Annotated in this window: 17 protein-coding genes; 6 read left to right on the top strand and 11 right to left on the bottom strand. The window is 69.3% G+C overall.

What is annotated here, in order from left to right; genetic code table 11:
* Positions 1-8: 8 nt before the first annotated feature.
* Together B9C99_RS05200 and B9C99_RS05195 are read right to left on the bottom strand one after the other, a co-directional pair.
* The gene (locus B9C99_RS05200; RefSeq protein ID WP_088897162.1) at positions 9-1511 is read right to left on the bottom strand and encodes an amidase; all 1503 of its coding nucleotides are present in this window, start codon (positions 1509-1511) and stop codon (positions 9-11) included.
* Between the two features lie 34 nt (positions 1512-1545).
* The gene (locus B9C99_RS05195; protein WP_059380749.1) at positions 1546-2304 is read right to left on the bottom strand and encodes an acyltransferase; all 759 of its coding nucleotides are present in this window, start codon (positions 2302-2304) and stop codon (positions 1546-1548) included.
* Positions 2305-2397: 93 nt separating this feature from the next.
* Between B9C99_RS05195 and B9C99_RS05190 the strand changes: the two genes are divergently transcribed.
* On the top strand, positions 2398-3714 hold the full coding sequence (locus B9C99_RS05190; protein ID WP_088897161.1) for a PQQ-binding-like beta-propeller repeat protein: 1317 nt from the start codon (positions 2398-2400) through the stop codon (positions 3712-3714).
* Positions 3715-3738: 24 nt separating this feature from the next.
* Here B9C99_RS05190 and B9C99_RS05185 read toward each other — a convergent pair whose 3' ends face one another.
* The 5 genes from B9C99_RS05185 to B9C99_RS05165 are packed head-to-tail and all read right to left on the bottom strand — an operon-like array spanning position 3739 to position 8426.
* Complete coding sequence (locus tag B9C99_RS05185; RefSeq protein WP_088897160.1) at positions 3739-4896, bottom strand: SAM-dependent methyltransferase; 1158 nt, start codon at positions 4894-4896, stop codon at positions 3739-3741.
* A complete protein-coding gene (locus tag B9C99_RS05180) occupies positions 4897-5874 on the bottom strand; it encodes a class I SAM-dependent methyltransferase (protein ID WP_088897159.1) in 978 nt (325 codons plus the stop codon).
* 53 nt (positions 5875-5927) lie between these two features.
* The gene (locus B9C99_RS05175) at positions 5928-6707 is read right to left on the bottom strand and encodes an enoyl-CoA hydratase-related protein (RefSeq protein ID WP_016696277.1); all 780 of its coding nucleotides are present in this window, start codon (positions 6705-6707) and stop codon (positions 5928-5930) included.
* A 10-nt stretch (positions 6708-6717) separates the two neighbouring features.
* Positions 6718-7551, bottom strand: coding sequence for an NUDIX domain-containing protein (locus B9C99_RS05170; RefSeq protein WP_088897158.1), 834 nt, complete (start codon positions 7549-7551; stop codon positions 6718-6720).
* A gap of 44 nt (positions 7552-7595) precedes the next feature.
* Positions 7596-8426: an ABC transporter ATP-binding protein gene (locus tag B9C99_RS05165; protein WP_088897157.1), complete on the bottom strand. Its 831-nt coding sequence runs from the start codon at positions 8424-8426 to the stop codon at positions 7596-7598.
* 43 nt (positions 8427-8469) lie between these two features.
* On the opposite strand from B9C99_RS05165, the gene glgX reads away from it, so the two are divergent.
* On the top strand, positions 8470-10632 hold the full coding sequence (gene glgX, locus B9C99_RS05160; RefSeq protein WP_253249996.1) for a glycogen debranching protein GlgX: 2163 nt from the start codon (positions 8470-8472) through the stop codon (positions 10630-10632).
* Positions 10629-11129, top strand: coding sequence for a GNAT family N-acetyltransferase (locus B9C99_RS05155; protein WP_016696270.1), 501 nt, complete (start codon positions 10629-10631; stop codon positions 11127-11129). The genes glgX and B9C99_RS05155 overlap by 4 nt, the downstream gene beginning before the upstream one ends.
* Here the strand turns inward: B9C99_RS05155 and B9C99_RS05150 are convergent.
* The 3 genes from B9C99_RS05150 to ctaD all read right to left on the bottom strand — a co-directional run bounded on the left by B9C99_RS05150 (position 11113) and on the right by ctaD (position 15110).
* Positions 11113-11955: a peptidyl-tRNA hydrolase gene (locus tag B9C99_RS05150; protein WP_088897155.1), complete on the bottom strand. Its 843-nt coding sequence runs from the start codon at positions 11953-11955 to the stop codon at positions 11113-11115. The two genes, B9C99_RS05155 and B9C99_RS05150, sit on opposite strands and share 17 nt — an antisense overlap.
* A complete protein-coding gene (serB, locus tag B9C99_RS05145; protein WP_016696268.1) occupies positions 11948-13177 on the bottom strand; it encodes a phosphoserine phosphatase SerB in 1230 nt (409 codons plus the stop codon). Before serB ends, B9C99_RS05150 begins: the two co-directional genes overlap by 8 nt.
* Before the next feature lie 172 nt (positions 13178-13349).
* On the bottom strand, positions 13350-15110 hold the full coding sequence (gene ctaD, locus B9C99_RS05140; RefSeq protein ID WP_088897154.1) for a cytochrome c oxidase subunit I: 1761 nt from the start codon (positions 15108-15110) through the stop codon (positions 13350-13352).
* 270 nt (positions 15111-15380) lie between these two features.
* On the opposite strand from ctaD, the gene B9C99_RS05135 reads away from it, so the two are divergent.
* The 3 genes from B9C99_RS05135 to B9C99_RS05125 are packed head-to-tail and all read left to right on the top strand — an operon-like array spanning position 15381 to position 18016.
* Positions 15381-16388, top strand: coding sequence for an ABC transporter substrate-binding protein (locus B9C99_RS05135; protein ID WP_088897153.1), 1008 nt, complete (start codon positions 15381-15383; stop codon positions 16386-16388).
* Between the two features lie 55 nt (positions 16389-16443).
* The gene (locus tag B9C99_RS05130; RefSeq protein ID WP_088897152.1) at positions 16444-17493 is read left to right on the top strand and encodes an iron-siderophore ABC transporter substrate-binding protein; all 1050 of its coding nucleotides are present in this window, start codon (positions 16444-16446) and stop codon (positions 17491-17493) included.
* Positions 17494-17542: 49 nt separating this feature from the next.
* Complete coding sequence (locus B9C99_RS05125; RefSeq protein WP_016693148.1) at positions 17543-18016, top strand: NUDIX domain-containing protein; 474 nt, start codon at positions 17543-17545, stop codon at positions 18014-18016.
* Here B9C99_RS05125 and B9C99_RS05120 read toward each other — a convergent pair.
* Complete coding sequence (locus B9C99_RS05120) at positions 18010-21246, bottom strand: arabinosyltransferase domain-containing protein (RefSeq protein WP_088897151.1); 3237 nt, start codon at positions 21244-21246, stop codon at positions 18010-18012. The two genes, B9C99_RS05125 and B9C99_RS05120, sit on opposite strands and share 7 nt — an antisense overlap.
* Positions 21247-21338 lie beyond the last annotated feature (92 nt).

The following is a 21338-nucleotide window of genomic DNA, read 5'->3' as shown; positions in this document are numbered from 1 at the left end:
CCTTCGGTTCAGGACGCGGTGCGCAACTCGACGGGAGCGAGCGGCGGCTGCCGATCGAACCACGGCCGGGCCTGTTCGAGTTCCCCTGCGAGCGCGAGGAGTACGCCCTCCCCACCGAGCGGGCCGACGAACTGCACCCCGAGCGGCAGACCGGACGCCGTCCAGCGCAACGGCACCGAGATCGCCGGTCGCCCGGTGATATTGGCCAACTGCGTGTAGGGGGTGCGGCCCAGATTGTCGTCCACCACCCGGTCGATGAAACCGGCCCGGGTCGCGATCCACGCGGTACGGGTCCGCAGGAGCGCCTCACCGGCACGCCGCATCCAGCGGGGCGTGTCGAGTTCGCCGATGCGCGACGGCGGGAAGGCAAGTGTCGGCGTGAGCAGCAGATCGTAACGTTCGTGGAACTGCGCGAGACCGCTCGCATACTCGGCCCAGCGGGCGTGGGCCGCAATGTAGTCCGACGCCGAGGTCGACTTGCCCACGGCGGCGATGATGCGGGTGTCGAACTCGAAGTCCTCCGGTCGAGCCCCGGTGAGGCGGCAGGCCTCGGCGACCTCCGCGGCGGCCGTGGCGAACCACATCGTGAGGAAGTCCTCTGCGAGACGTCGTTCGTCGATACCCGTCGAGGCGGGCTCGACGTGATGGCCGAGTTCCTCGAGCACCGCGACGGCAGCGTCCACCGCGGCCTCCGCCTCCGGATCGACCGGCGTCCCGATCGGTGACGCGGTCTCGTATCCGATCCGCAACCGCTTCGGCGCCGAGCGCGCGACCTCCGCGTACGACTGCGCACGCTCGACGAGATACGGCCCGCCCGCGTACGGGCCGGCCATGACGTCGAGGAAGGCAGCGGCATCGCGCACCGTCCGGCAGATGACCCCGTTGGTGGCCGCCCCGTGCAGCGGTTCGCCGCCGCGCATACCGGTGGGCACGAGTCCACGACCGGGCTTGAGCCCGAGGAGCCCGCAGCAGGCGGCGGGAATGCGGATGGAGCCGCCTCCGTCGCTCGCTCCGGCAGCGGGAACGACGCCGGCCGCGACCGCCGCGGCGGAACCACCCGACGATCCGCCCGGCGTCACCGACGGGTCCCACGGATTGCGGGTGGCCCCGAACGCCTCGGGCTCGGTGATGCCCTTCGCCCCGAACTCGGGGGTGTTGGTCTTGGCGAACGGGACCAGGCCCGCCCCGAGCCACCGGTCGACGATCACCGAGTTCTCGTCCATCGGCAGGTCCGCGAGGACACGGGACCCGCACGAGGTCGGCTCACCGGCCAGATCCTGCCCCAGATCCTTGAGCAGGAACGGCACACCGGCGAACGGGCCCTCGAGCGGTTCGCGTGCCCGGACACGGGCCTTGTCGTCGAGCCTGCGGACGACGGTGTTCAGTGTCGGTTCGACCGTGTCGAGCCGCGCGATCGCGGTCTCGAGCAGTTCGCTCGCCGACACCTGCCCCGTCGCGACGAGTTCGGCCAGGCCGGTCGCGTCGTGACTCCGATACTCCGAGTAGTCCATCTGCTGTCCCCCGACAGTGTCCCGGCCCGCGTCGCTACTGATGCACGTCCGCGGGCGTGTCTCCCGACTTCTTCCGTGCGATATCGGCGAGCGCCGCCTCCCGGGCGGCACGCTCGGCAGCGGCGCTCTCCCACGCCACCTTACGGTTCTTCACGACCTTGGCGGGCGAACCCACCGCGATACTGAAATCGGGGATGTCACCCTTGACGACCGCGTGCGCTCCGAGCACCGAACCGCGGCCGACCCGGGTGCCGCGGAGCACGGTCACCTTCGCAGCGATCCAGGTGTCCGGACCGATCCGGACGGGGCTCTTGACGATGCCCTGGTCCTTGATCGGGTAGGTGACGTCCTCGGTGCGATGGTCGAAGTCGCAGATGTAGCACCAGTCGGCGACCAGCGTCGACGCGCCGATCTCGATGTCGAGATAGGTGTTGACGACGTTGTCCTTGCCGAAGACGACCTTGTCGCCGATCCGGAGCGAACCCTCGTGGCAGCGGATGGCGTTGCCGTCGCCGATGTGGACCCAGCGGCCGATCTCGAGGCGCGACAGTTCGGGCGTCGCGTGGATCTCGACGTTCTTGCCCAGGAAGACCATGCCGCGCAGCACCACGTGCGGATTGGCCAGCCGGAACTTCGCCAGGCGGTAGTACCGGACCAGGTACCACGGCGTGTACGCCTTGTTGTCCAGCACCCACTTCAGAGAGGACAGCGTCAGGAATCGTGCCTGTTCGGGATCCCTTCGACGGGACCCGCGCCACCTCGCCGTCAGAGGTGCACCCCACATGCTCGTCATAGGGGCAGCCTACGGTCCGCCTCGTTCGCGGCTCACGACCCCCGGCCCGATACGCTGACACGTCGAATCGTTCGCCTGTGGAGGAGTTGAGTGATGCGGGGTGTCCTGCGGACCGCGGTCCCGGCGCTGACGGTGGTCTTCGCGCTGAGCGCGTGCGGCGGTGGGGCCGGCACCGACGACGTGTTGTCGAGTGGTGGCTGGCCGGGACGGCACTCCGATGCCCGCAACAGCAACACCGCTACCGCCGAGAGTGTCGAGGACCTCGCGCCCGGCTGGACGCGTCCGCTGGGCGGCCCGGTCGGCTCCCCCGCCGGCATCGCGGCCAACGGCCAGGTCTCCGTGACGGCCGCGACGGAGGCCGGATGCAATCTGTTCTCCTTCCAGATGGACACGGGCCGCAAGCGCTGGTGCACGCGTCTCGCCCCGGCCGTCACGACGATCACGCCCGTCTCCGACGGGGTCGCGAACATCTACGTCGGTGAGGACGGCGGACTGCTGTCGTTCAACGAGCACGGCCAGCGTCGCTGGCGTATTCCCGTGAGCGGCAGCCCCCGCAGCGCACAGTTCACCTCCGACGGAAGCCTGTTGGTGGTCACGCATTTCGGTCAGGTCAACGTCGTCGACCCGCAGACGGGGCACCTCGAGGCACCGCTGTTCGATCTCGTGCCGGTGCCGACCGTGGAGGACGGGCAGAACCTGCCGCTACTCGCGAGCGATCACGGCCTGCCGGCCTGCTTCGGTGGTTCGGAGGACTGCCCGGTCGCCACGACGCCTGCCGTCGACACCGCCACCGACCGCGTGTTCGTCACCGTGTGGCGTCCGGGTGCGGACCGGTCTGCGCTCGTGGCGCTGCGCTACACGGCCGGTGACAACGCCGTGGTGTCCGAGGAGTGGTCGGTACCCGACCTTCCCGGAGGTGCGGTGACGAGTCCGGTTCTGTCCGCGGACGGTTCGACCGTCTACGTCCACGACGGGGAGGGTGCCCTGTGGGCGCTCGACGCGGAGACGGGCGAGGCACGATGGACCCACGAGACCGGCCGTCCCACGGCGCTCGGTCCCGCCGTCACCGAGGACGGACTGCTGCTCCTCGCGTCGGCCGACGGCAGCGCCCCGCTCACGGCGCTGCGCGACGCCGGCGACAGCGTCGAGGTCGAGTGGGAGCGGACGGACGTGACTCCGTACGGTGCGCCGGCGGTGACCGCCGACGGCCGGACCTATGTGGTCGTCGACGGCGATCGGGGTCTCGCAGCGGCGGTGCTCGATCTCGCGGACGGAGCGACGCTCGAGGAGGAACCGCTCGATCCCTCCACCGGACTGCCGGTCGGTACCGGTGTCGGCCCGGGCGGGGAGTTCGTGATCACGACCGTCGACGGCGACGTGGTGGTGCTGCGCGAACCACAGTCCGTGTGAGGACAGCCGTCCGTGCGAGGACGGTCAGCGTGACGGCGTGCAGACGAAGGCTTCCGGCGTCCGGCCGATGCGGGTGAGCACGACGCTGAGCGAGGCCGACCCGCGCAGCTTCAGGCGCGGACGCAACACCGCCGGATCGACGTCGACACCGCGCACGAGGATCTCGACCGCGCCGCAGTCGTGGCGGGCGAGTGCCTGACGGAGCGTCTTCTCGCTGTACTTGAGTCGCTCGACGATCCGGAAACCCCGTACTCCGTCGGGCAGGCTGTCGCCGGTGAGATAGGCGATCCGCGGGTCGAGTTGCCACAGTCCGTGCGCTGCGGCGTAGTGGCGGACGAGACCGGCGCGCACGATCGCGCCGTCCGGGTCGACGATCCACTCCCCCGGCTCCCGTTCCGGGATGTCGTCGTCCGTGGCGTCGGTGATCTCGAAACCGGTTCCGTCCGAACGCAGTACCGCGGCCCGTCGGCGCACGCCGGGAGTGCTCAGCCCCGGCGAGTACAGGCACGCCTCGCGAACCCCGCCGTCGAGCGAGACGACCTCGACCTCACCGGACCAGTCGAGCGAGTCGAAATCCAGTCCCGGTGCGCACTTCACGGCGAGATCCCGGCCCGCGTAGGCGTCGAGGAGATCGGGCAGCGGTGGTTGCAGCGCCGCCGGATCGTGGGTCCGTCGTCCGCCCGAACGACGTGCGGGATCGGCGATGACGGTGGTCCCCCGCGTGACCGGACGCAAGGCGTCGGCGCGCAGGAGGTACGCGCGGGGGACGTTGTGTGCGGCCATCGCCAGACGCACGTCGTCGAGATCGCTGCCGATCACGGTCTCGGCGACCCCGACGAGTTCGGTGAGTTCGGCGCCGATCGAACACGTCACGTCGTGCACTGTGCGCCCGCGCAACCGCTCGGCGCGGTGGGCCGCGACGCGCGTGGGCGTGGACTGCTGCAGGGCGTCGTCGGTGAGCACCCACCCGGCGCCACCGGCGATCTTCGCCTCCGCTTTGCGCCGCAGGATGACGGTTTCGACGAGCATTCCGGCACGATCACCGAAACGCGTACGCGCCCAGCCGATGTCGGCAAGGCGCGTACGCGTCGACAGTTCTCGGTCGGCGACGCTCGCGAGAGCGTCGCGGCCGTCGTCCGACGTCAGGTACGCGACGTCGGCGAGGGTGAAGTCGTAACCCAACTACTTGCCGGGCTTCACACCGGTGATCATGACGTTGTAGAAGAAGCTGCGGGGCACGACGTGCTTGAGGACGTTCTCGTCGACCCAGCTCAACGTCTTCCAGCCGCCGAAGGCGAACTTCGCCCAGTTCCAGCCCAGCTTCTCCTGCGGGACGGCGGCCTCGAAGGTGCGCACCGGCCAGCCGAGCAGTGCTGCGGCGAACTCCTCGCTCGACGCCTTGACCTCGACGGCTCCGGCCGACGAGGCCAGCTTCTCGAGATCGGACGGATCGAAGGTGTGCAGATCGACGACGGCCTCGAGGGCGGCCGCCCGGGAGGACTCGTCGAGTTCGGTCTGCGGCCGACGCCAGTCGCGCAGGAAGGGCAGCTTGGTGATGTTGGTGGTGGCCTCCCACGTGACCCGGCCGAGCATGCGGGCGTAGAAGTTGCCGATCGTGCTGGGCTCGCCGGCGAAGACGAAACGACCGCCGGGCTTGAGCACGCGCAGCACCTCGCGCAGCGACTGCTCGACATCCGGGATGTGGTGCAGCACGGCATGCCCGACCACGAGGTCGAAGGTGTCGTCGTCGTACGGGATGGTCTCGGCGTCGGCGACGCGGCCGTCGACGTCGAGACCGAGGTTCTCGGCGTTGCGGAGCGCGACCTTCACCATGCCGGGCGACAGGTCGGTCACCGAACCGGTCTTCGCGACCCCGCCCTGCATGAGGTTGAGGAGGAAGAAGCCCGTGCCGCAGCCGAGTTCGAGTGCGCGTTCGTAGGGCAGCGGCTGGTCGCCGGCAGCGGCGACGAACCGGCCCTTGGCGTAGTCGATGCACCGCTCGTCGTACGAGATGGACCATTTCTCGTCGTACGTCTCGGCTTCCCAGTCGTGGTAGAGCACCTGGGCGAGCTTGGTGTCCCCGAGGGCCGCTGCGACCTCTTCGGCAGTGGCGTGCGGATTCGGCGCGGGGTCGACCCCGTCGGTCCTGCTGGCAGTCATGCGGTGATCCTACTCATCGGTAAGCTGCGGACAAGTGCGGGTGCCGGTCGGCATCACTCGCCGACGAACTTCGCCTTGCCCGGTCCGTTCTCGATGAACGACTCGAGGCCGATGGTGCGGTCCTTCGTGGCGAACAGCGCAGCGAAGACGTGCTGTTCGATCTTCAGCCCCGTGTCCAGATCGGTGTCGAGACCCTGGTCGATCGCGGCCTTCGCAGCGGCGAGTGCACGCGAGGCGGCGCCGGTGAACTGCCCGGCCCAGCGACGGGCAGCCTCGTAGACGTCGTCGGGGGCGACGACCTCGTCGACCAGACCGATCGACAGGGCTTCGTCGGCGCCGACGAAACGACCGGTGAAGACGAGATCCTTCGCCTTCGCCGGTCCGATGAGCCGAGCCAGTCGCTGGGTGCCGCCGCCACCGGGGATGATGCCCAGCAGGATCTCGGGCGTGCCGAGCTTGACGTTGTCGCCGACGATGCGCCGGTCGGCGCCGAGGGCGAGTTCGAGGCCACCGCCGAGGGCGTAACCGGTGATCGCGGCGACGGTGGGCTTGGGGATGTCGGCGATCGACCCGAGGGCCGACTGCAGGTCGCCGACGATCTCGCTCATCTGCACGTAGCTCAGGTCGGCCATCTCCTTGATGTCGGCGCCGGCCGCGAACACCTTCTCGCCGCCGTAGACGATCACCGACTTCACGTCGGACCGGACGGTCGCCTCGCGCGCAGCGGCCCGGATCTCCTCCTGGAGCTGCCGGTTCAATGCGTTCATCGGAGGGCGGTCGAGACGGATGGTGCCGATCCCGTCGGAGACGTCGAGGGTCACGAATTCAGCCATGGTCCTCAGCCTAGATGTCGGAGCGCTGGGCCCACGGATGAGTACCGACCTCGTAGTAGGCCTCGTCCCCGTCGAACGCGATGTGGACCGCCCCGTCGCGGCGGCTCATGATCGGCAGGATCGGTTCGATGACCGGATCCGCCGCCATGAGGTCGGCGACCGTGGCGAAGCCCGACAGGATCGACAGCTGACTCCACGTGGGCGGGAGCAGGATGCACCGGCCCGATCGCCAGTCGGCGAGGGCCTCCTCCGCGGTCTGCCACTGCACCAGATCGGTTTCGCTGGTGTTGCCGTCGGCCCGCTGTCCTTCCGGCACCGCGGCGACGAAGAAACGCGTGTCGTAGCGGCGCCGTTCCCCCAGCGGGGTGATCCAGTTCGCCTGCGGACGCAGCAGGTCGGCGCGCAGCACCAACTGCTCCTTCTCCAGGAAGTCCCCGAAGGACAGCTCGCGCGCTTCGAGCAGACGACGCGCCTCGGCGTAGTCGCCGGTGTCGGCCACCACCGAATCCTCGGTGGGGCCGGCGAGCAGCACACCGCACTCCTCGAAGGTCTCACGCACGGCCGCGAGCACCAGCGCGCGGGCCTGCGCCTCGCCGATACCGAACCGCTCGGCCCACCAGGTCACCTCCGGGCCGGTCCACCGCACCTCGGCGTCGGTGTCCGAGGGGTCGACGCCGCCTCCGGGGAAGACGGTCATGCCGCCGGCGAAGTCCATGCCGACGACACGACGCTGCAGGAACACCTCGATGCCGCGCGCGGAGTCCCGCACGAGCATCACGGTGGACGCGTCGCGGATGGGTACCGCGGTGGGATCGAAGGTGGATGCCGAGCGATCGTTGGACATGGCCTCAACCTAGCCGATCGGTCCCGGCACCACCCGACCCGGAGCTACCGGCGGTGCCGTCCCGCCTGGCGGGTGCGGCGGGCGAAGAACCGGTCGTCGACCTTGTCGAGCGAGATGGACTGGCTGAACGCCGTGCTGAGGTTCTCGGCGGTGATCACGTCGTCGAGCAGGCCCTGGGCGACCACACCGCCCTCCTTCAGGAGCAGAGCGTGCGTGAAGCCCGGCGGGATCTCCTCCACGTGATGGGTGACGAGCACGATCGCGGGGGCATCCGGGTCGGCCGCGAGCGTGCCGAGCCGGGCCACGAGTTCCTCGCGACCGCCGAGGTCCAGACCGGCAGCGGGCTCGTCGAGCAGCAGCAGTTCGGGATCGGTCATGAGCGCCCGGGCGATGAGCGCACGCTTGCGTTCGCCCTCCGACAGCGTCCCGTACAGACGGTCGGCGAGATGTTCCGCGCCGAGACTCTCGAGCATCTCGACCGCGCGGCTCGTGTCGATGTCGTCGTACTGCTCGCGCCACCGGCCCAGCACGCCGTAGCCCGCGGAGAGTACGAGATCGGTGACCTTCTCGTCGTTCGGCACCCGGTTGGCCAGGGCCGCGGAGGACAATCCGATCCGGGGTCGCAGTTCGGACAGATCCGTCTTTCCGAACGTCTCCGCGAGGACGTGCGCGGTGCCGGAGGTGGGGAACGTCTCGGCCGCCGCGACCCGCAGCAGCGAGGTCTTTCCTGCCCCATTGGGTCCGAGAACCACCCAACGTTCGTCGAGTTCCACCTTCCAGGTCACGGGACCGACGAGGACGTTCCCGCCGCGTCGGACCACTACGTCGTCGAATTCGATGAGCAAATCGGGATCAGGTTGTGCCACGCGGACCATCTTCTCTTACGCCCGAGCCGGAAACGCGGCAGGATCGGTTCCCGTGTCGTCCTCCGCATCCGAATCTGCTGTCGTGTCCGGCTCGGTCGCGCTCCCCGACCGGGCCGCCTTCCCGCTCGGACCCACCCCGGTCGACGGTGGGACACGCTTCGCCGTCCACGCCCCGCACAGCGATCGCGTCCAGGTCTGCCTCGTCGACGACGACGGGAACGAACACCGCGTGGACCTGCCCGACCGCACCTACGGGGTCTGGCACGGGGTGGTCCCCGGCGTCGGCGCCGGGCAACGGTACGGCTATCGCGCGTACGGGCCGTGGCAACCGCAGTGGGGGCTGCGTACCAACCCGCACAAGATCCTGCTCGACCCGTGGGCCCGGCGGATCGTCGGCGAGGTCGGTGATCCGGACCGGCTGATCCCCCACCAGGGCGACCCGTTCGGTGCGATGTCGACCGTCGACTCGCTCGGGCACACACCCCTGTCGGTGGTGACGCCCGTCCTGACCCCCATGCACGACAAGCCCCGCGTGCCGTGGGAGAACACCGTCGTCTACGAACTGCACGTCGGTTCGTACACGGCCCGCCACCCGCTCGTGCCGCCGGAGCTGCGCGGTACCTATCTCGGACTCGCCCACCGGTCGGTGATCGACCATCTGGTCGGGCTGGGGGTGACGACCGTCGAGCTGTTGCCCGTGCAGGCCTTCGTGACCGAACCGTCGGTGCGTGCGCGGGGGATGCGCAACCACTGGGGCTACTCGACCGCCTCGTACTTCGCGCCGCACCCCGCCTACGCCGTCACGCCGGGCAACGAGATCGCCGAGTTCCGGACGATGGTCGACGCCTTCCACAGCGCCGGGCTCGAGGTGCTGCTCGACGTCGTCTACAACCACACGTGCGAAGCATCGGTCGACGGCCCGAGTCTGTCCTGGCGCGGTCTCGACGCGCCCGGTTACTACCTGCTCGACACGCACGGACGGGATGTCGACCTGACCGGCTGCGGCAACACCCTCGACGCGTCCTCACCGATCGTCGTGCGGATGGTGTGCGACAGCCTGCGGTACTGGGCGGACGTGATGGGGGTGGACGGTTTCCGTTTCGATCTCGCCAGTGCACTGGCCCGTCCGCGCGGTGGGGCGTTCGATCCGCGGGCGGCGCTGCTCACCGCAATCGTCACCGATCCCGTCCTCTGCGATGTCAAGCTCGTCGCCGAACCATGGGACGCGACCGCGCACGGTTACCAGCTCGGGAACTTCGGAGCGCAGTGGGCCGAATGGAACGACCGCTACCGCGACACCGTGCGCCGCTACTGGGCGGGACGTTCCGGGATCCGCGAGATGGCGTCGCGGCTCACCGGTTCGGAGGACCTCTACGACAGGAACATCCGGCAGCCGTGGATGTCGGTCAACTTCGTCACCGCCCACGACGGTTTCACCCTCGCCGACGCGGTCTCGTACGAGCGCAAGCACAACGACGAGAACGGTGAGGAGGGCCGGGACGGGTCGAACAACAACGAGTCGGTGAACCACGGGGTGGAAGGGCCGACCGACGATCCGGAGATCCTTGCCGCCCGCGACCGGCACATCCGGGCAATGCTCGCGACGCTGCTGTTGTCGACGGGCACACCGATGCTGCTCGCCGGCGACGAGTTCGGGCACACCCAGAACGGCAACAACAACGCCTACTGCGTCCCCGAGGACGTCCCCGTCCGCGACGCCTGGCCGCTGGACTGGGAGGACTCCGACCGTGCGCGAACGGATTACGTGCGCGAACTGCTCCGCCTGCGCACGCGTGTCCCGGTGCTGCGGCAGCGACGCTTCTTCGAGGGGCGTGCTCGCTCCGTGGGTTATCCCGATCTGGTGTGGTTCGGCATCGAAGGGATCGAACTCGACGAGGATGCGTGGCACGACGACAGTCGCCGCACGCTGCAGGGCTGGGTCGACGGCTCGCAACTCGGCACCGTGACCCGCACCGGCGTCACTCTCGAGGACAGCAGCGGCCTGTTCGTTCTGCATTCGGGCGATGCCGCCACGGTGACCCTCGCCGGACCGGAGTGGTATCGCGGCGACATCGTGTGCGTCTTCGATTCGAGTGCCCCCGACGGCAGGCCCGCGGACACCTCCCCGATGCGGGTGGGCAGTTCGTACCCGGTCGACGGTCCGACGGTGCTGATCTTCCGGATCGCGGACGACGACCCCATCGAGCGCGAATGATCGACGCCGTCGGTGGATTCCGCGTGCGTGTTCCCGCTCCCGACGAGGCCGAGGCGATCGCGCGCGTCCGGAACATCACGTGGCGCGCCACCTACGGCCACCTGCTTCCCGCGGCGTTCTACGACCACCACGCATTCGAGCAGAACGCGGCGCTGTGGCGGTCGATCCTCCGACGCCCTCCGCAGACCCTGCGCGTGCGCGTCGCGGAAACCGAAGGCGGGATCGTCGGATTCGCGTCGGCGGGCGACCCCATCGGTGACGATGCTCCCGTTCGCGCGCTCCAGCTCCACACCCTGTACGTGCTACCCGAGCACCACGGATGCGGTGCGGGACAGGCACTGTTCGACGCGGTCGTGGGCGCGGAACCGGCGCAACTGTGGGTGGCCGAGGACAACCCTCGCGCCCATACCTTCTACCGGCGCAACGGCTTCCGGCCCGACGGGGCCGAGATGGTCCTTCCCGGCACGACTCTGGTCGAGGTCAGGCTCGTCCGCTGACCGTGCCCGGCACCGCGATCACGGTGATCGAACCCGGGGCCACCTCGGTGAAGCCCGCATCGCGGACCGCGACGGCCGTGCCCGCTTCCACGCGGGCGAGCAGCTCGCGCCAGGTGTCCTCGTCCGCGTCGCGGACGGCACACGGGAATCCGTCGGTCGCCCAGGCGCGTGCGGTGTCGACGTCCAGCGCTCCGGCGAACAGCATCGCGGCGTGACCGACCTGCGCGGCCGCCTTGCCGACGGTCATCTCGAGGTCCTTCTGCACCCAGAGGATCGGAACGTCGTCCGCCGGTGAGGGCGGATCGTCGTGGGGCAGGTCGGTGCCACCGATCTGCAATCGGGAGATGCGCGGATCCAGCTCCCCCACCGGGCCGGGCACGAACGCCCGGGCCTGGGCGCCGGCGTGGTCGACGGTGACTCCGTCGACGTCCTGCGCGGCACGCCAGTGCGCTCCGCGGGCGCGACGCGCGACCTTCCGGATCCGCGCGTCGTTCCACGCGAGGAAAGGTTCCTGCCACGGGCCGGGTTCACCGTCCGGGCCGGGACCGACCCGCGGGTCGAAACACAGTGCCACCGTGGCCGTCGCGGCCGCCTCGAGCACCGCGCTGCGGGCAGGCGGATCGACCTTCGGGATGTGCAGCACGATCGGCATCGCCTGCACCTTCGCCGGATCCTCCGGGTCGGGCCGGTGCCCGTAACCACGCGTGAGTACGCCGTGGCGCTCGGCGAAACCAGGATCCGATGCCGGGTCGAAGACCCGATCGGGTGCGGCCTCGAAGACCGGCTCGGCTGCTGGGTCCGCGAGGTCGGGGTGCAGCTCAGACACTGCCGTCGATCGGGACGCGCCGCAGGGTTCCATCGACGCGGTCGGCCGCCTCGATCTCCTCGCGGGTGACACCGAGGACGAAGAGCACCGCATCGAGATAGGGATACGACAGGGCGGTGTCGGCGACCTCGCGCAGGGCCGGCTTGGCGTTGAATGCCACGCCCAGTCCCGCGGCCGACAGCATGTCGATGTCGTTGGCGCCGTCGCCCACCGCGACGGTCTGCTCGACCGGAACGCCCGCCTCGTCGGCGAACTCGCGGAGGGCTCGTGCCTTGGCGGCGCGGTCGACGATGTCGCCGACCACTCGCCCGGTGAGCTTGCCGTCGACGATCTCGAGCGTGTTGGCGCGGACGAAGTCGAGTTCGAGTTCGTGTGCGAGCGGGTCGATCACCTGACGGAAACCACCCGAGACGACGCCGCAGCGGAAGCCGAGCCGGCGCAACGTCCGGATCGTGGTGCGGGCACCGGGGGTGAGCTCGAGCCGCTCGGCGACCTCGTCGATGACGGTCGCCGGCAGACCCGCGAGGGTCGCGACGCGCTGTTCGAGGGACTGTGCGAAGTCGATCTCACCGCGCATCGCAGCCTCGGTGACCTCGCGGACCTTGTCCTCGACGCCGGCGTGCGCGGCGAGCATCTCGATGACCTCGCCCTGGATGAGCGTGGAGTCGACGTCGAAGACGATCAGGCGCTTGGAACGACGGGCGAGACCGCCGCGCTCCACCGCGATGTCGACGTCGAGCCCCGCGGCGAGTTCGACGAGGGCGTGCCGCAGCGCGGCGTCGGCCTCGACGCTGGTGTCGGGCGCGGTGATCATCAGCTCGAGGCCGGTGAGCGGGTAGTCGGCGATACCGCGGATCGAATCGATGTTCGCGCCCTGGGCCGCGAGGGTGCGGCCCACCGACCGCAACGCCTTGGCGCTGACCGGGCTGCCCAGCACGACGACGGCGTGGGTCGAGACGGTACGGGCGCCGCGCTCGGCACCGAGCTGGACGTCGGCGTGCATGCCGATGGTGGCCATCGCGGACTCGACCTCGTCCTGCAACGCTTCGACGTCGGTCGGGCAGACGAGGAGGACACCGAGGGTGAGCCGGCCGCGGATCACGACCTGTTCCACATCGAGGAGGTCGACGTCGTGCCGCGTCAGCGCTGCGAACAGCACCGAGGTCACGCCGGGATGGTCAGGTCCGGTCACGGTCACCAGCACCGTGCTGTCAGACGCCACTACGTCTCCGATCGCTTGTCTGTCGAGGTACACGCGGACGCACGCGCGTACCGGCTCGCCCGTCCATTGTTGCAGGTCGAACCGTCGCTCCCGTTCGCGGGTCCGGACCCACGGAAAGGCCGAAGCCCCACCCGGTGCACGGGTGGGGCTTCGGTCGATCGTCGATCTGCGCTCAGGCGCGCGGATGGTCGCCGGGGGTACGGTCGGCACCCTCGAGGACGTTGACGTTGTGCTTGTCGCTGCCCGGGCCGACATGCGCTTCGGCGCGCATCTTCTCGACCATGTGCGGGTAGTGCAGCTCGAAGGCAGGGCGCTCCGAGCGGATCCGCGGCAGCTCGGTGAAGTTGTGCCGCGGCGGCGGGCAGCTGGTGGCCCACTCGAGCGAGTTGCCGTAGCCCCACGGGTCGTCGACCGTGACGACCTGGCCGTAGCGGTAGCTCTTGAAGACGTTCCACAGGAACGGCAGCGTCGAGGCACCGAGCACGAACGCACCGATGGTGGAGATCGTGTTCAGGGTGGTGAACCCGTCCGAGGGCAGGTAGTCGGCGTAGCGACGCGGCATGCCCTCGTTACCGAGCCAGTGCTGCACCAGGAAGGTGGTGTGGAAGCCGACGAAGGTCAGCCAGAAGTGCCAGCGGCCGAGCTGCTCGTCGAGCATGCGTCCGGTCATCTTCGGGAACCAGAAGTAGATGCCGGCGTAGGTCGCGAACACGATGGTGCCGAAGAGCACGTAGTGGAAGTGCGCCACCACGAAGTACGAGTCGTGCAGGTGGAAGTCCAGCGGCGGGCTCGCGAGGATGACACCGGTCAGACCACCGAAGAGGAAGGTCACGATGAAGCCGACCGAGAACAGCATCGGCGATTCGAAGGTGATCTGGCCCTTCCACATCGTGCCGATCCAGTTGAAGAACTTCACACCGGTCGGGACGGCGATCAGGAAGGTCATGAACGAGAAGTACGGCAGCAGCACCGCGCCGGTGGCGTACATGTGGTGCGCCCACACGGCGATGGACAGCGCCGCGATGGCCATCGTGGCGTAGACCAGACCGGTGTAACCGAAGATCGGCTTGCGCGAGAAGACCGGGAAGATCTCCGAGACGATGCCGAAGAACGGCAGCGCGATGACGTACACCTCGGGGTGACCGAAGAACCAGAACAGGTGCTGCCACAGGAGCACACCGCCGGTGGCGGGATCGTAGATGTGGCCACCGAGGTGACGATCGACGAACAGGCCCATGAAGGCGGCGGTCAGCAGCGGGAACACGAGCAGGATCAGCAGGCTGGTGATCAGGATGTTCCAGGTGAAGATCGGCATCCGGAACATGGTCATGCCCGGTGCACGCATGCACACCACGGTGGTGATGAAGTTGACGCCACCGAGGATGGTGCCCAGACCCATCACGCCGAGGCCGAGGATCCAGAAGTCGGCACCGACACCCGGGGAGTGGATCTCACTGGTGAGCGGCGTGTACGCCGTCCAGCCGAAGTCCGCTGCACCGCCGGGGGTGACGAAGCCGAGCATGACGATCGTCGCGCCGAACAGGTACAGCCAGTAGCTGAAGGCGTTCAGGCGCGGGAAGGCGACGTCGGGGGCGCCGATCTGCAGCGGCAGGATGTAGTTCGCGAAGGCGAACACGACCGGCGTCGCGTACATCAGCAGCATGATCGTGCCGTGCATGGTGAACAGCTGGTTGAACTGCTCGTTCGACAGGAACTGCAGGCCGGGGACCGCGAGCTCGGTGCGCATCAGCAGGGCCATCAGGCCGCCGATGAGGAAGAAGGCGAACGAGGTGACCATGTACATGATCCCCAACATCTTGGGATCTGTGGTCGTGATCATCTTGTAGATGAACGAACCCTTGGGTCCCTGCCGCGGCGGGTACGGCCTTGCTGCAGCTATCTCTGGGACTGGCTGGGGCGCTACGGCAGTCACTAATCCTCCTGAATGCGCGCTCGACCTCGGGCTGGAGGCGAACGGTCTCTGGCTTGCGCTCATCGAATCGTAGACCCTCCCCGAAACGGTCGCCCTCCGGGTCCTACTCACTGTCGTACTCGACTCGCGAGGCTACCTGGAGCGGAGCCGAGAACCCCAATCCGAGCCTGTGCTGCACCTCACATGCAGGGGCGACAGCAGGTGACCTCACCACGCGCGAACAGCCCGGGTTAGGGTGCACTTCCCCCCACAATCACAGAAGGACGACCCGTGCCTGTTCTCTCCTCCCGACCCGCCCGGTTCACGGCAGCACTGCTGACCGCCGGACTCCTCGTCGCCGGCTGCAGTTCGGCCGACACCTCCGACGCCTCGTCCACCGACCCCGCGTCCGACTCGGCCGCCGGCTTCCCCCGGACCGTCGAACACTTCCGCGGTTCCACCACGATCGAGAACGAGCCGACCCGCATCGTCGCGCTCGACACGAGCTACTCCGACGCCGTGCTCCTCCTCGAGGCACCTCTCGTCGGATACGTCGACTACCGCACCGACGAGTTCCCCGACTATCTCGGCGACTCGCGGCAGTACGCGACCGACGCCGTGTCCGTCGGCAAGACCGCGGACGTGAGCCTCGAACAGGTGGCCGCGCTCGAACCCGACCTCATCCTCTCGGCGGAGGTGCGCGACGGGGAGAACTACGAGGAACTGTCCGCTATCGCCCCGACCGTCTTCTCCCAGTCGACCGGACCGACGTGGAAGGACAACATCCGGCTCGTCGCGCAGGCCATCGGTAAGGAGGACCTCGCCGAGCAGAAGATCTCCGAGTACGAGGAGCGCGCCGCGGCCATCGGTGCGGACATCAACGCCAAGGCCGGCAACCCGACGATCTCGATCGTCCGCTTCGCCGGTGAACCGACGGCCCGGCTGTACCGCACCACCTCGTTCAGCGGCATCGTGCTCGAGGACGCCGGTCTCGCCCGCCCCGCGAGCCAGGGTCCCGATCCGTCGGATCCGTCGAGCATCATGAACGCCATCAGCCCCGAACTGATCACCGAGGCCGAGGCGGACGTCGTCTTCGTCACCACCTACGACCTCGGCGACGGCAAGGCGCAGGCGGCGGCCGAACCCTTCGTCACCAATCCGCTGTGGGAGAACCTGCAGGGACGGAAGGTCGAGGTCGACGACAGCGTGTGGATGATGCCGGTGAGCATCCAGGGTGCGCACCGCATCCTGGACGACCTCGCGGACACCTTCGGCGTCGATCGTCACACGACCGGATAGCCTGAGCCGTCCGATCCGAGCAGCGTCCTACAGGAGTTGGTCCGACGTGTTTTCCGTGCACCGGTCACGAGCAGTGCTCGTCGCAGCCGTCGCTGCGGTGACGACAGCCCTGGCCGGATGCTCCACACCTCCCGACGACGACGCATCGGAGATCGTGCGCACCACGACCCGCATCGCCGGTGCGTCGGTCGTGGGCATCGACCGGGACACGTCGACCGCGTGCGCACTCCCCTCCCCGCTCGATCCGGGCCGGCCCACCACCGGCACCCGACCGGTCCTGCACACCGCAGGCCGGTCGGATGTGCCCGCCGACCCGCAGCGGATCGTCGTCCTCGACCCCGCGGCGCTCGACGCGGTGTGCGCCCTGGGGCTGTGGGAGCGCGTGGTGGGAGCGAGCGCCGAGGTCACCGGCCGGCCGGAATATCTCGGCTACGGAATCGGCGAACTTCCGCCCGTGGGTGCCGCGGGCAACCCGGACGTCGCTGCGATCGAGCGCGCGCAACCGGATGTGATCCTCGGCTCCTCCACCGACCCGGACGTCTATGCCTCCCTCAGCGGCATCGCACCCACCGTGCTGGTCGGGTCCGATCCGGTCTTCTGGAGGGAACAGTTCGTCCGGGTCGGTGAGGCGCTCGGGCGCACGGAGGCCGCACGTCGCGTGCTCGACGACTACGCGACGGCCGCGCGTGATCTGGGCCGCGAGCTCGTGTCGTCCCAGACGCAGGCGTCGATCGTCCGGTTCACGCCCGACGGCCCGACCGTGGAGGGCACCGCGTCGTTCGCGGGGCAGGTGCTCGGCGACGTCGGCGCTGCCCGGCCCCCGGCCCAGCGGTTCGCGGTGGTCGACGGACAGCCGTGGCAGGCCGTCGACACGGAGGACCCGGCCCCGGCGGACGGTGATGTGATCTTCGTCCGTTTCGCCGGTGAGGACGGGCTCGAGGCCGGCAAGGACTACATGCAGACCGACGAGTGGCTCGACCTCGGGGCGGTGCGCGACAACCGTCTGTTCTCCGTGACCGACGACGTGTGGTCGACCCCCGGACCGGTCGCCGCGCGGGCGATCCTCACCGACCTGACGTACACCCTCAACGGATATTCGAACTGATCGCCGGCTCGACCGGCGGCAGCACGCCTGCCGGTATAGAAACGAGGGCGTGCCGATACCCGATTTCGTCGTCCAGCTCCGCTCACACGTAGGAACCGCTCCCCTGTGGCTGCCGGGGGTGAGCGCGATCGTCACGGACGACGACGACCGCGTCCTGCTCACCCGCCGCGCCGACAACGGCATGTGGGCCGTGGTGTCCGGAATCCTCGAACCCGGAGAGGAACCGGCCGTCGCCGCAGTCCGGGAGGTGCTCGAGGAGACGGGTGTCACCGCCGAGATCGTGCGGCTCACGAGCGTCGACGTCACCGCACCGATCACCTATCCCAACGGCGACGTCGCGCAGTACCTCGACGTGTGCTTCCTGCTCCGCGCGACCGGCGGGGACGCACGCGTCGCCGACGACGAGAACCTCGAGGTGGCGTGGTTCGCGCCGGACGACCTTCCCGAGCCGCTCACCGAGACGTCGCGTCTGCGGCTCGGGAAGGCCCTCGCCGGCCGTGCGGAGGCCTGGTTCCGTCAGTAGGCGGTGTTGATCGGAGCCGGGCTCCACAGACCGCTGCGCGTGACCGTGGCGGTGTCGAGTTCCGCGGTCCCCGTCGACGGATCGATCGGTGTGTACTGCTCGATCGCTCCCCAGTCGCGGTCCCAGTCGTGGTCGAGATACGACGGGATCGTGCGGGCCCGCAGCAACTGGTCGGTCCAGCCGAGAGGACCGCCACCGTTGTGGTCCTGCCACAGATCCGTGGAGATGGCACCGATCCGGTCCGGCAGGATCCGGTACTCGGGGACCTCGGCAATCCCGTTGCGGTGCAGCATCTGTCGCTGGCACGGGAAGTTGAGACCGACCGCCCAGTCCAACAGGACCGGCGTGTCGCTCCCCACGACCTGCTGCAGGGTCTGCGTCTGCGGCACGCGCGGCGGGGTGAACGCCAGCCACTGTTCGGGCGCGAGATCGTTGTCGGAGGCGACGATCCGCACCGCGTCGACCTCGCCCGGCAGCGTGTCCATCGGGACACGCAGATTCCTCCACGAGGGCGACGGACCGATGTCGATCGGCAGCGCCCGTCCCAGCGCGGTGACGCTGCCGTCGGCCGCGGTGGTTCCGTATTCGAGTTCGAGTCGCTGACCGTAGGTTTCGGTGCCGTCGGCGTCGACGGAGAAGATCCGGCCGGCCGCGGCGATGGTGACGAGATCCCCACGCGATCCGGTCGCGTCGGGCTCGGGCAGCCGGAACCAGGCGCTCGTGACGTTGCCGAGGGACGATCCGTGGCTGCCCAGCACCGGTGTGGTCGCCGGATCGAGCCCGAACGGCAATGCGACCGTGCTGCCGTTGATTCCGGCTCGGCCGGTACCGCCGCCGGTGCCACCGGTACCGCCGGTCGAGGTCTGGTCGTCGTTCGTGTCGACGGTGTTGGCGGTGCCGGCCGACGCCGAGTCGTCGTCCGGGGTCAGATCGAGCGCGACACCACCCGGCGTGAACCCGTCCCCTCCCCCGGCATCGAGAGCGGTGGCCGTGTCGGCGCCGATGGGGGTGAGCACCGAGGCGTTCGGGTCCGTCTCGAGCAGCACGTCGTTCGCGAGTGCACACGAGTTGCCGGTGAGCGTGTCCACGTTGGACCGTGCCACCGAATAACCCGGGTACTGCGAGATCGCGCCCTTGGCCAGTGACAGCGCCTCGAACAGCACCATCGCTGCGGCGGCGACGGTCAACGGCGGCACCGCCCACAACCGGGACGGGGTGTCGGTGCGGGTGGACGCGACGGGATGGATGTGCCACCACGCGGCGAGCAGCAAGGCGACGACCGTCACGGCGAAGAAGACGGTGGAGAAGCCGAATCCGGCGACCGACGGCGGCTTGTCCCACCACGGGACCCCATAGCTCGAGACGTACCACCAGCCGTTGGGGCCGATGAACGACATGGTCACCACGAACGACACCGCCGCGGCGAACAGGGCGCGGTTGCGGCGCGACCGCAGCACCGCGGGGCCGGTGGCCACGGCGGCCAGCATCGCCACCGCGGCGGCCAGACCGGCGTAGATACCGAAGTGGTGGGTCCACTTGGTGGGCGCGAACATCATCAGCACCAGCGCGCCGAGGGTGATACCGACGATGCGGCGGGACGGTCCCTGTGCGGTGCCGGGGATGTGCCCACCGCGGCGCAGCATCGCCACGATCGCCACCGCCAGGCACAGCACCAGCGTGAAGACCGCGAACCTGCGGGCCAGCGAGCCGTCCACGGTGATCTGCAGCAGGTACTGGTAGCGCAGATACTCCTGGAACCACGGCACGTTCGGACCGACGCCGTGCACGTGCTGCATCTCCAGCACCGCCGCGAGGGTCTGATCGGCGAAGACCGGCACCAGGATCACCAGCCCGGCCGCGAGCATCGGCGCGAGGACCGGCAGCCATCCCAGGGTCTGCGCCCGTCGATGGAGGATGCGGGCGATCGGACGGGCACCGGCGATCAGCGCAGCGAAACAGATGATGCCCGACGGTCCCGCGGTGACGGTGAGCGCGGCGACGAGGATCGCGGCCGCCGCGGGCAGCAGACGCCGGGTGGCGATCGCGCGTTCGACCGAGCACCAGGTGAGCACGACGCCCGTCGCGACGATCGGTTCCGGGCGCAGTCCGTTGTTGAGCGGCAGCCAGAACGCCAGGAACACCAGCGCCCCGGTCCACAGCGGAAGCCGGTTGCGACGCAGTGCGACGCCGAGACGTGGAGCGACCTCGCGGCTGAGCACCCACCAGCACAGGATTCCGGCGGTCAGTGCCGGTAGCCGCATCCAGATGCTCGCCGTCGAGACCTGGGTCATCAGGGCGAGCACGTCGTAGAAGGGCGTGCCGAAGGGTGCTTCGGGCACACCGAACCACCGGAAGTAGTTCGCCATGTACCCGGCCTCGCCCGCCGCGCGGGCCATCCCGAGCTGGTAACCGTCGTCGGCGGTGTTCGCCCCGATGACGTGCCAGACGAGCAGCGTTCCGACGACCAGCGCGTCGATGCGGGTGAACGACCACCACGACGCCGGCAACAGGCGGCGGTGGCGACGACCGTCGGCGCGGTCGAGCCGGGCCAGTGTCCACAACGCCAGTGCCGTGGCCACCACCGCGACGATCATCGCGACGATCTTCAGCACCGACGGCGACGTCGTGAAGCGGGTGTCGACGGTCGCGGTGACCGAGACACCGTCGAGTGCGGGTCCGGGCAGGTCGGTGAAGACGCCGACGAGCTGGGGCCGCAGGTCGCGGTCGAAGGTCCGCTCCCCCGACGCCGCGGCCGAGCCGGTGATCGTGGCGACGGTACGTTCCGAATTCGAGGACAGGGTGACCGAGCAGTCCCCGGCCAGGTCGTCCACCGGCGCGGAGGCGAGCAGTGTGTTGCGGGAGATCACCTCGAACGTCGCCGGCCCGTCGTCACCGGCCGCCCGGACACGGGCGATCAGCCCGTAGCGCTCGCGGTCGGGGGCTCCTGCGGGAAGTGTGGAGAAGACGGTGCCGCCGTCCGGCAGCGCGTCGCGCACGGACCGGCACTCGATCGTGGCGTCGAGGTCGACCGGTGCGTAGGACACCAGCGGCGCCGAGATGCCGGCGTTGCTCTCGTTCTGCGGCCAGTCGATGGTCGCAGTGGTCTGCGTCACGGGCAGGAACGGCATCGCGATGGATGCGACGATCCCCACGACGGCGGCGAGCACCGCCCACAGACGGGTCCGCTGCTCGAGTGCTCGCCCGCCCGACGGCGCGCGTTCGGTTGTCACCGGCCGAGGCGAGTCCGACGCTTCTCTTGTCTCGGTCACGAGGAGCGATGCTATCGGTGACGGGCCGGGCCGCGAAAAGCACGCGACCCCGC

Origin of the sequence: Rhodococcus sp. BUPNP1, assembly GCF_002215235.1 — a bacterium.
Lineage (GTDB): Bacteria > Actinomycetota > Actinomycetes > Mycobacteriales > Mycobacteriaceae > Rhodococcus.
The sequence above is the reverse complement of the archived record's forward strand: the minus strand, read 5'-3'. Positions and strand labels throughout refer to the sequence as shown.

Bases quoted from the DNA above. Each gene is read 5' to 3' on its own strand.
- B9C99_RS05200 (WP_088897162.1), bottom strand. From the start codon at position 1,511: ATGGACTACTCGGAGTATCGGAGTCACGACGCGACCGGCCTGGCCGAA.
- B9C99_RS05195 (WP_059380749.1), bottom strand. From the start codon at position 2,304: ATGACGAGCATGTGGGGTGCACCTCTGACGGCGAGGTGGCGCGGGTCC.
- B9C99_RS05190 (WP_088897161.1), top strand. From the start codon at position 2,398: ATGCGGGGTGTCCTGCGGACCGCGGTCCCGGCGCTGACGGTGGTCTTC.
- B9C99_RS05180 (WP_088897159.1), bottom strand. From the start codon at position 5,874: ATGACTGCCAGCAGGACCGACGGGGTCGACCCCGCGCCGAATCCGCAC.
- B9C99_RS05175 (WP_016696277.1), bottom strand. From the start codon at position 6,707: ATGGCTGAATTCGTGACCCTCGACGTCTCCGACGGGATCGGCACCATC.
- B9C99_RS05170 (WP_088897158.1), bottom strand. From the start codon at position 7,551: ATGTCCAACGATCGCTCGGCATCCACCTTCGATCCCACCGCGGTACCC.
- B9C99_RS05165 (WP_088897157.1), bottom strand. From the start codon at position 8,426: ATGGTCCGCGTGGCACAACCTGATCCCGATTTGCTCATCGAATTCGAC.
- B9C99_RS05155 (WP_016696270.1), top strand. From the start codon at position 10,629: ATGATCGACGCCGTCGGTGGATTCCGCGTGCGTGTTCCCGCTCCCGAC.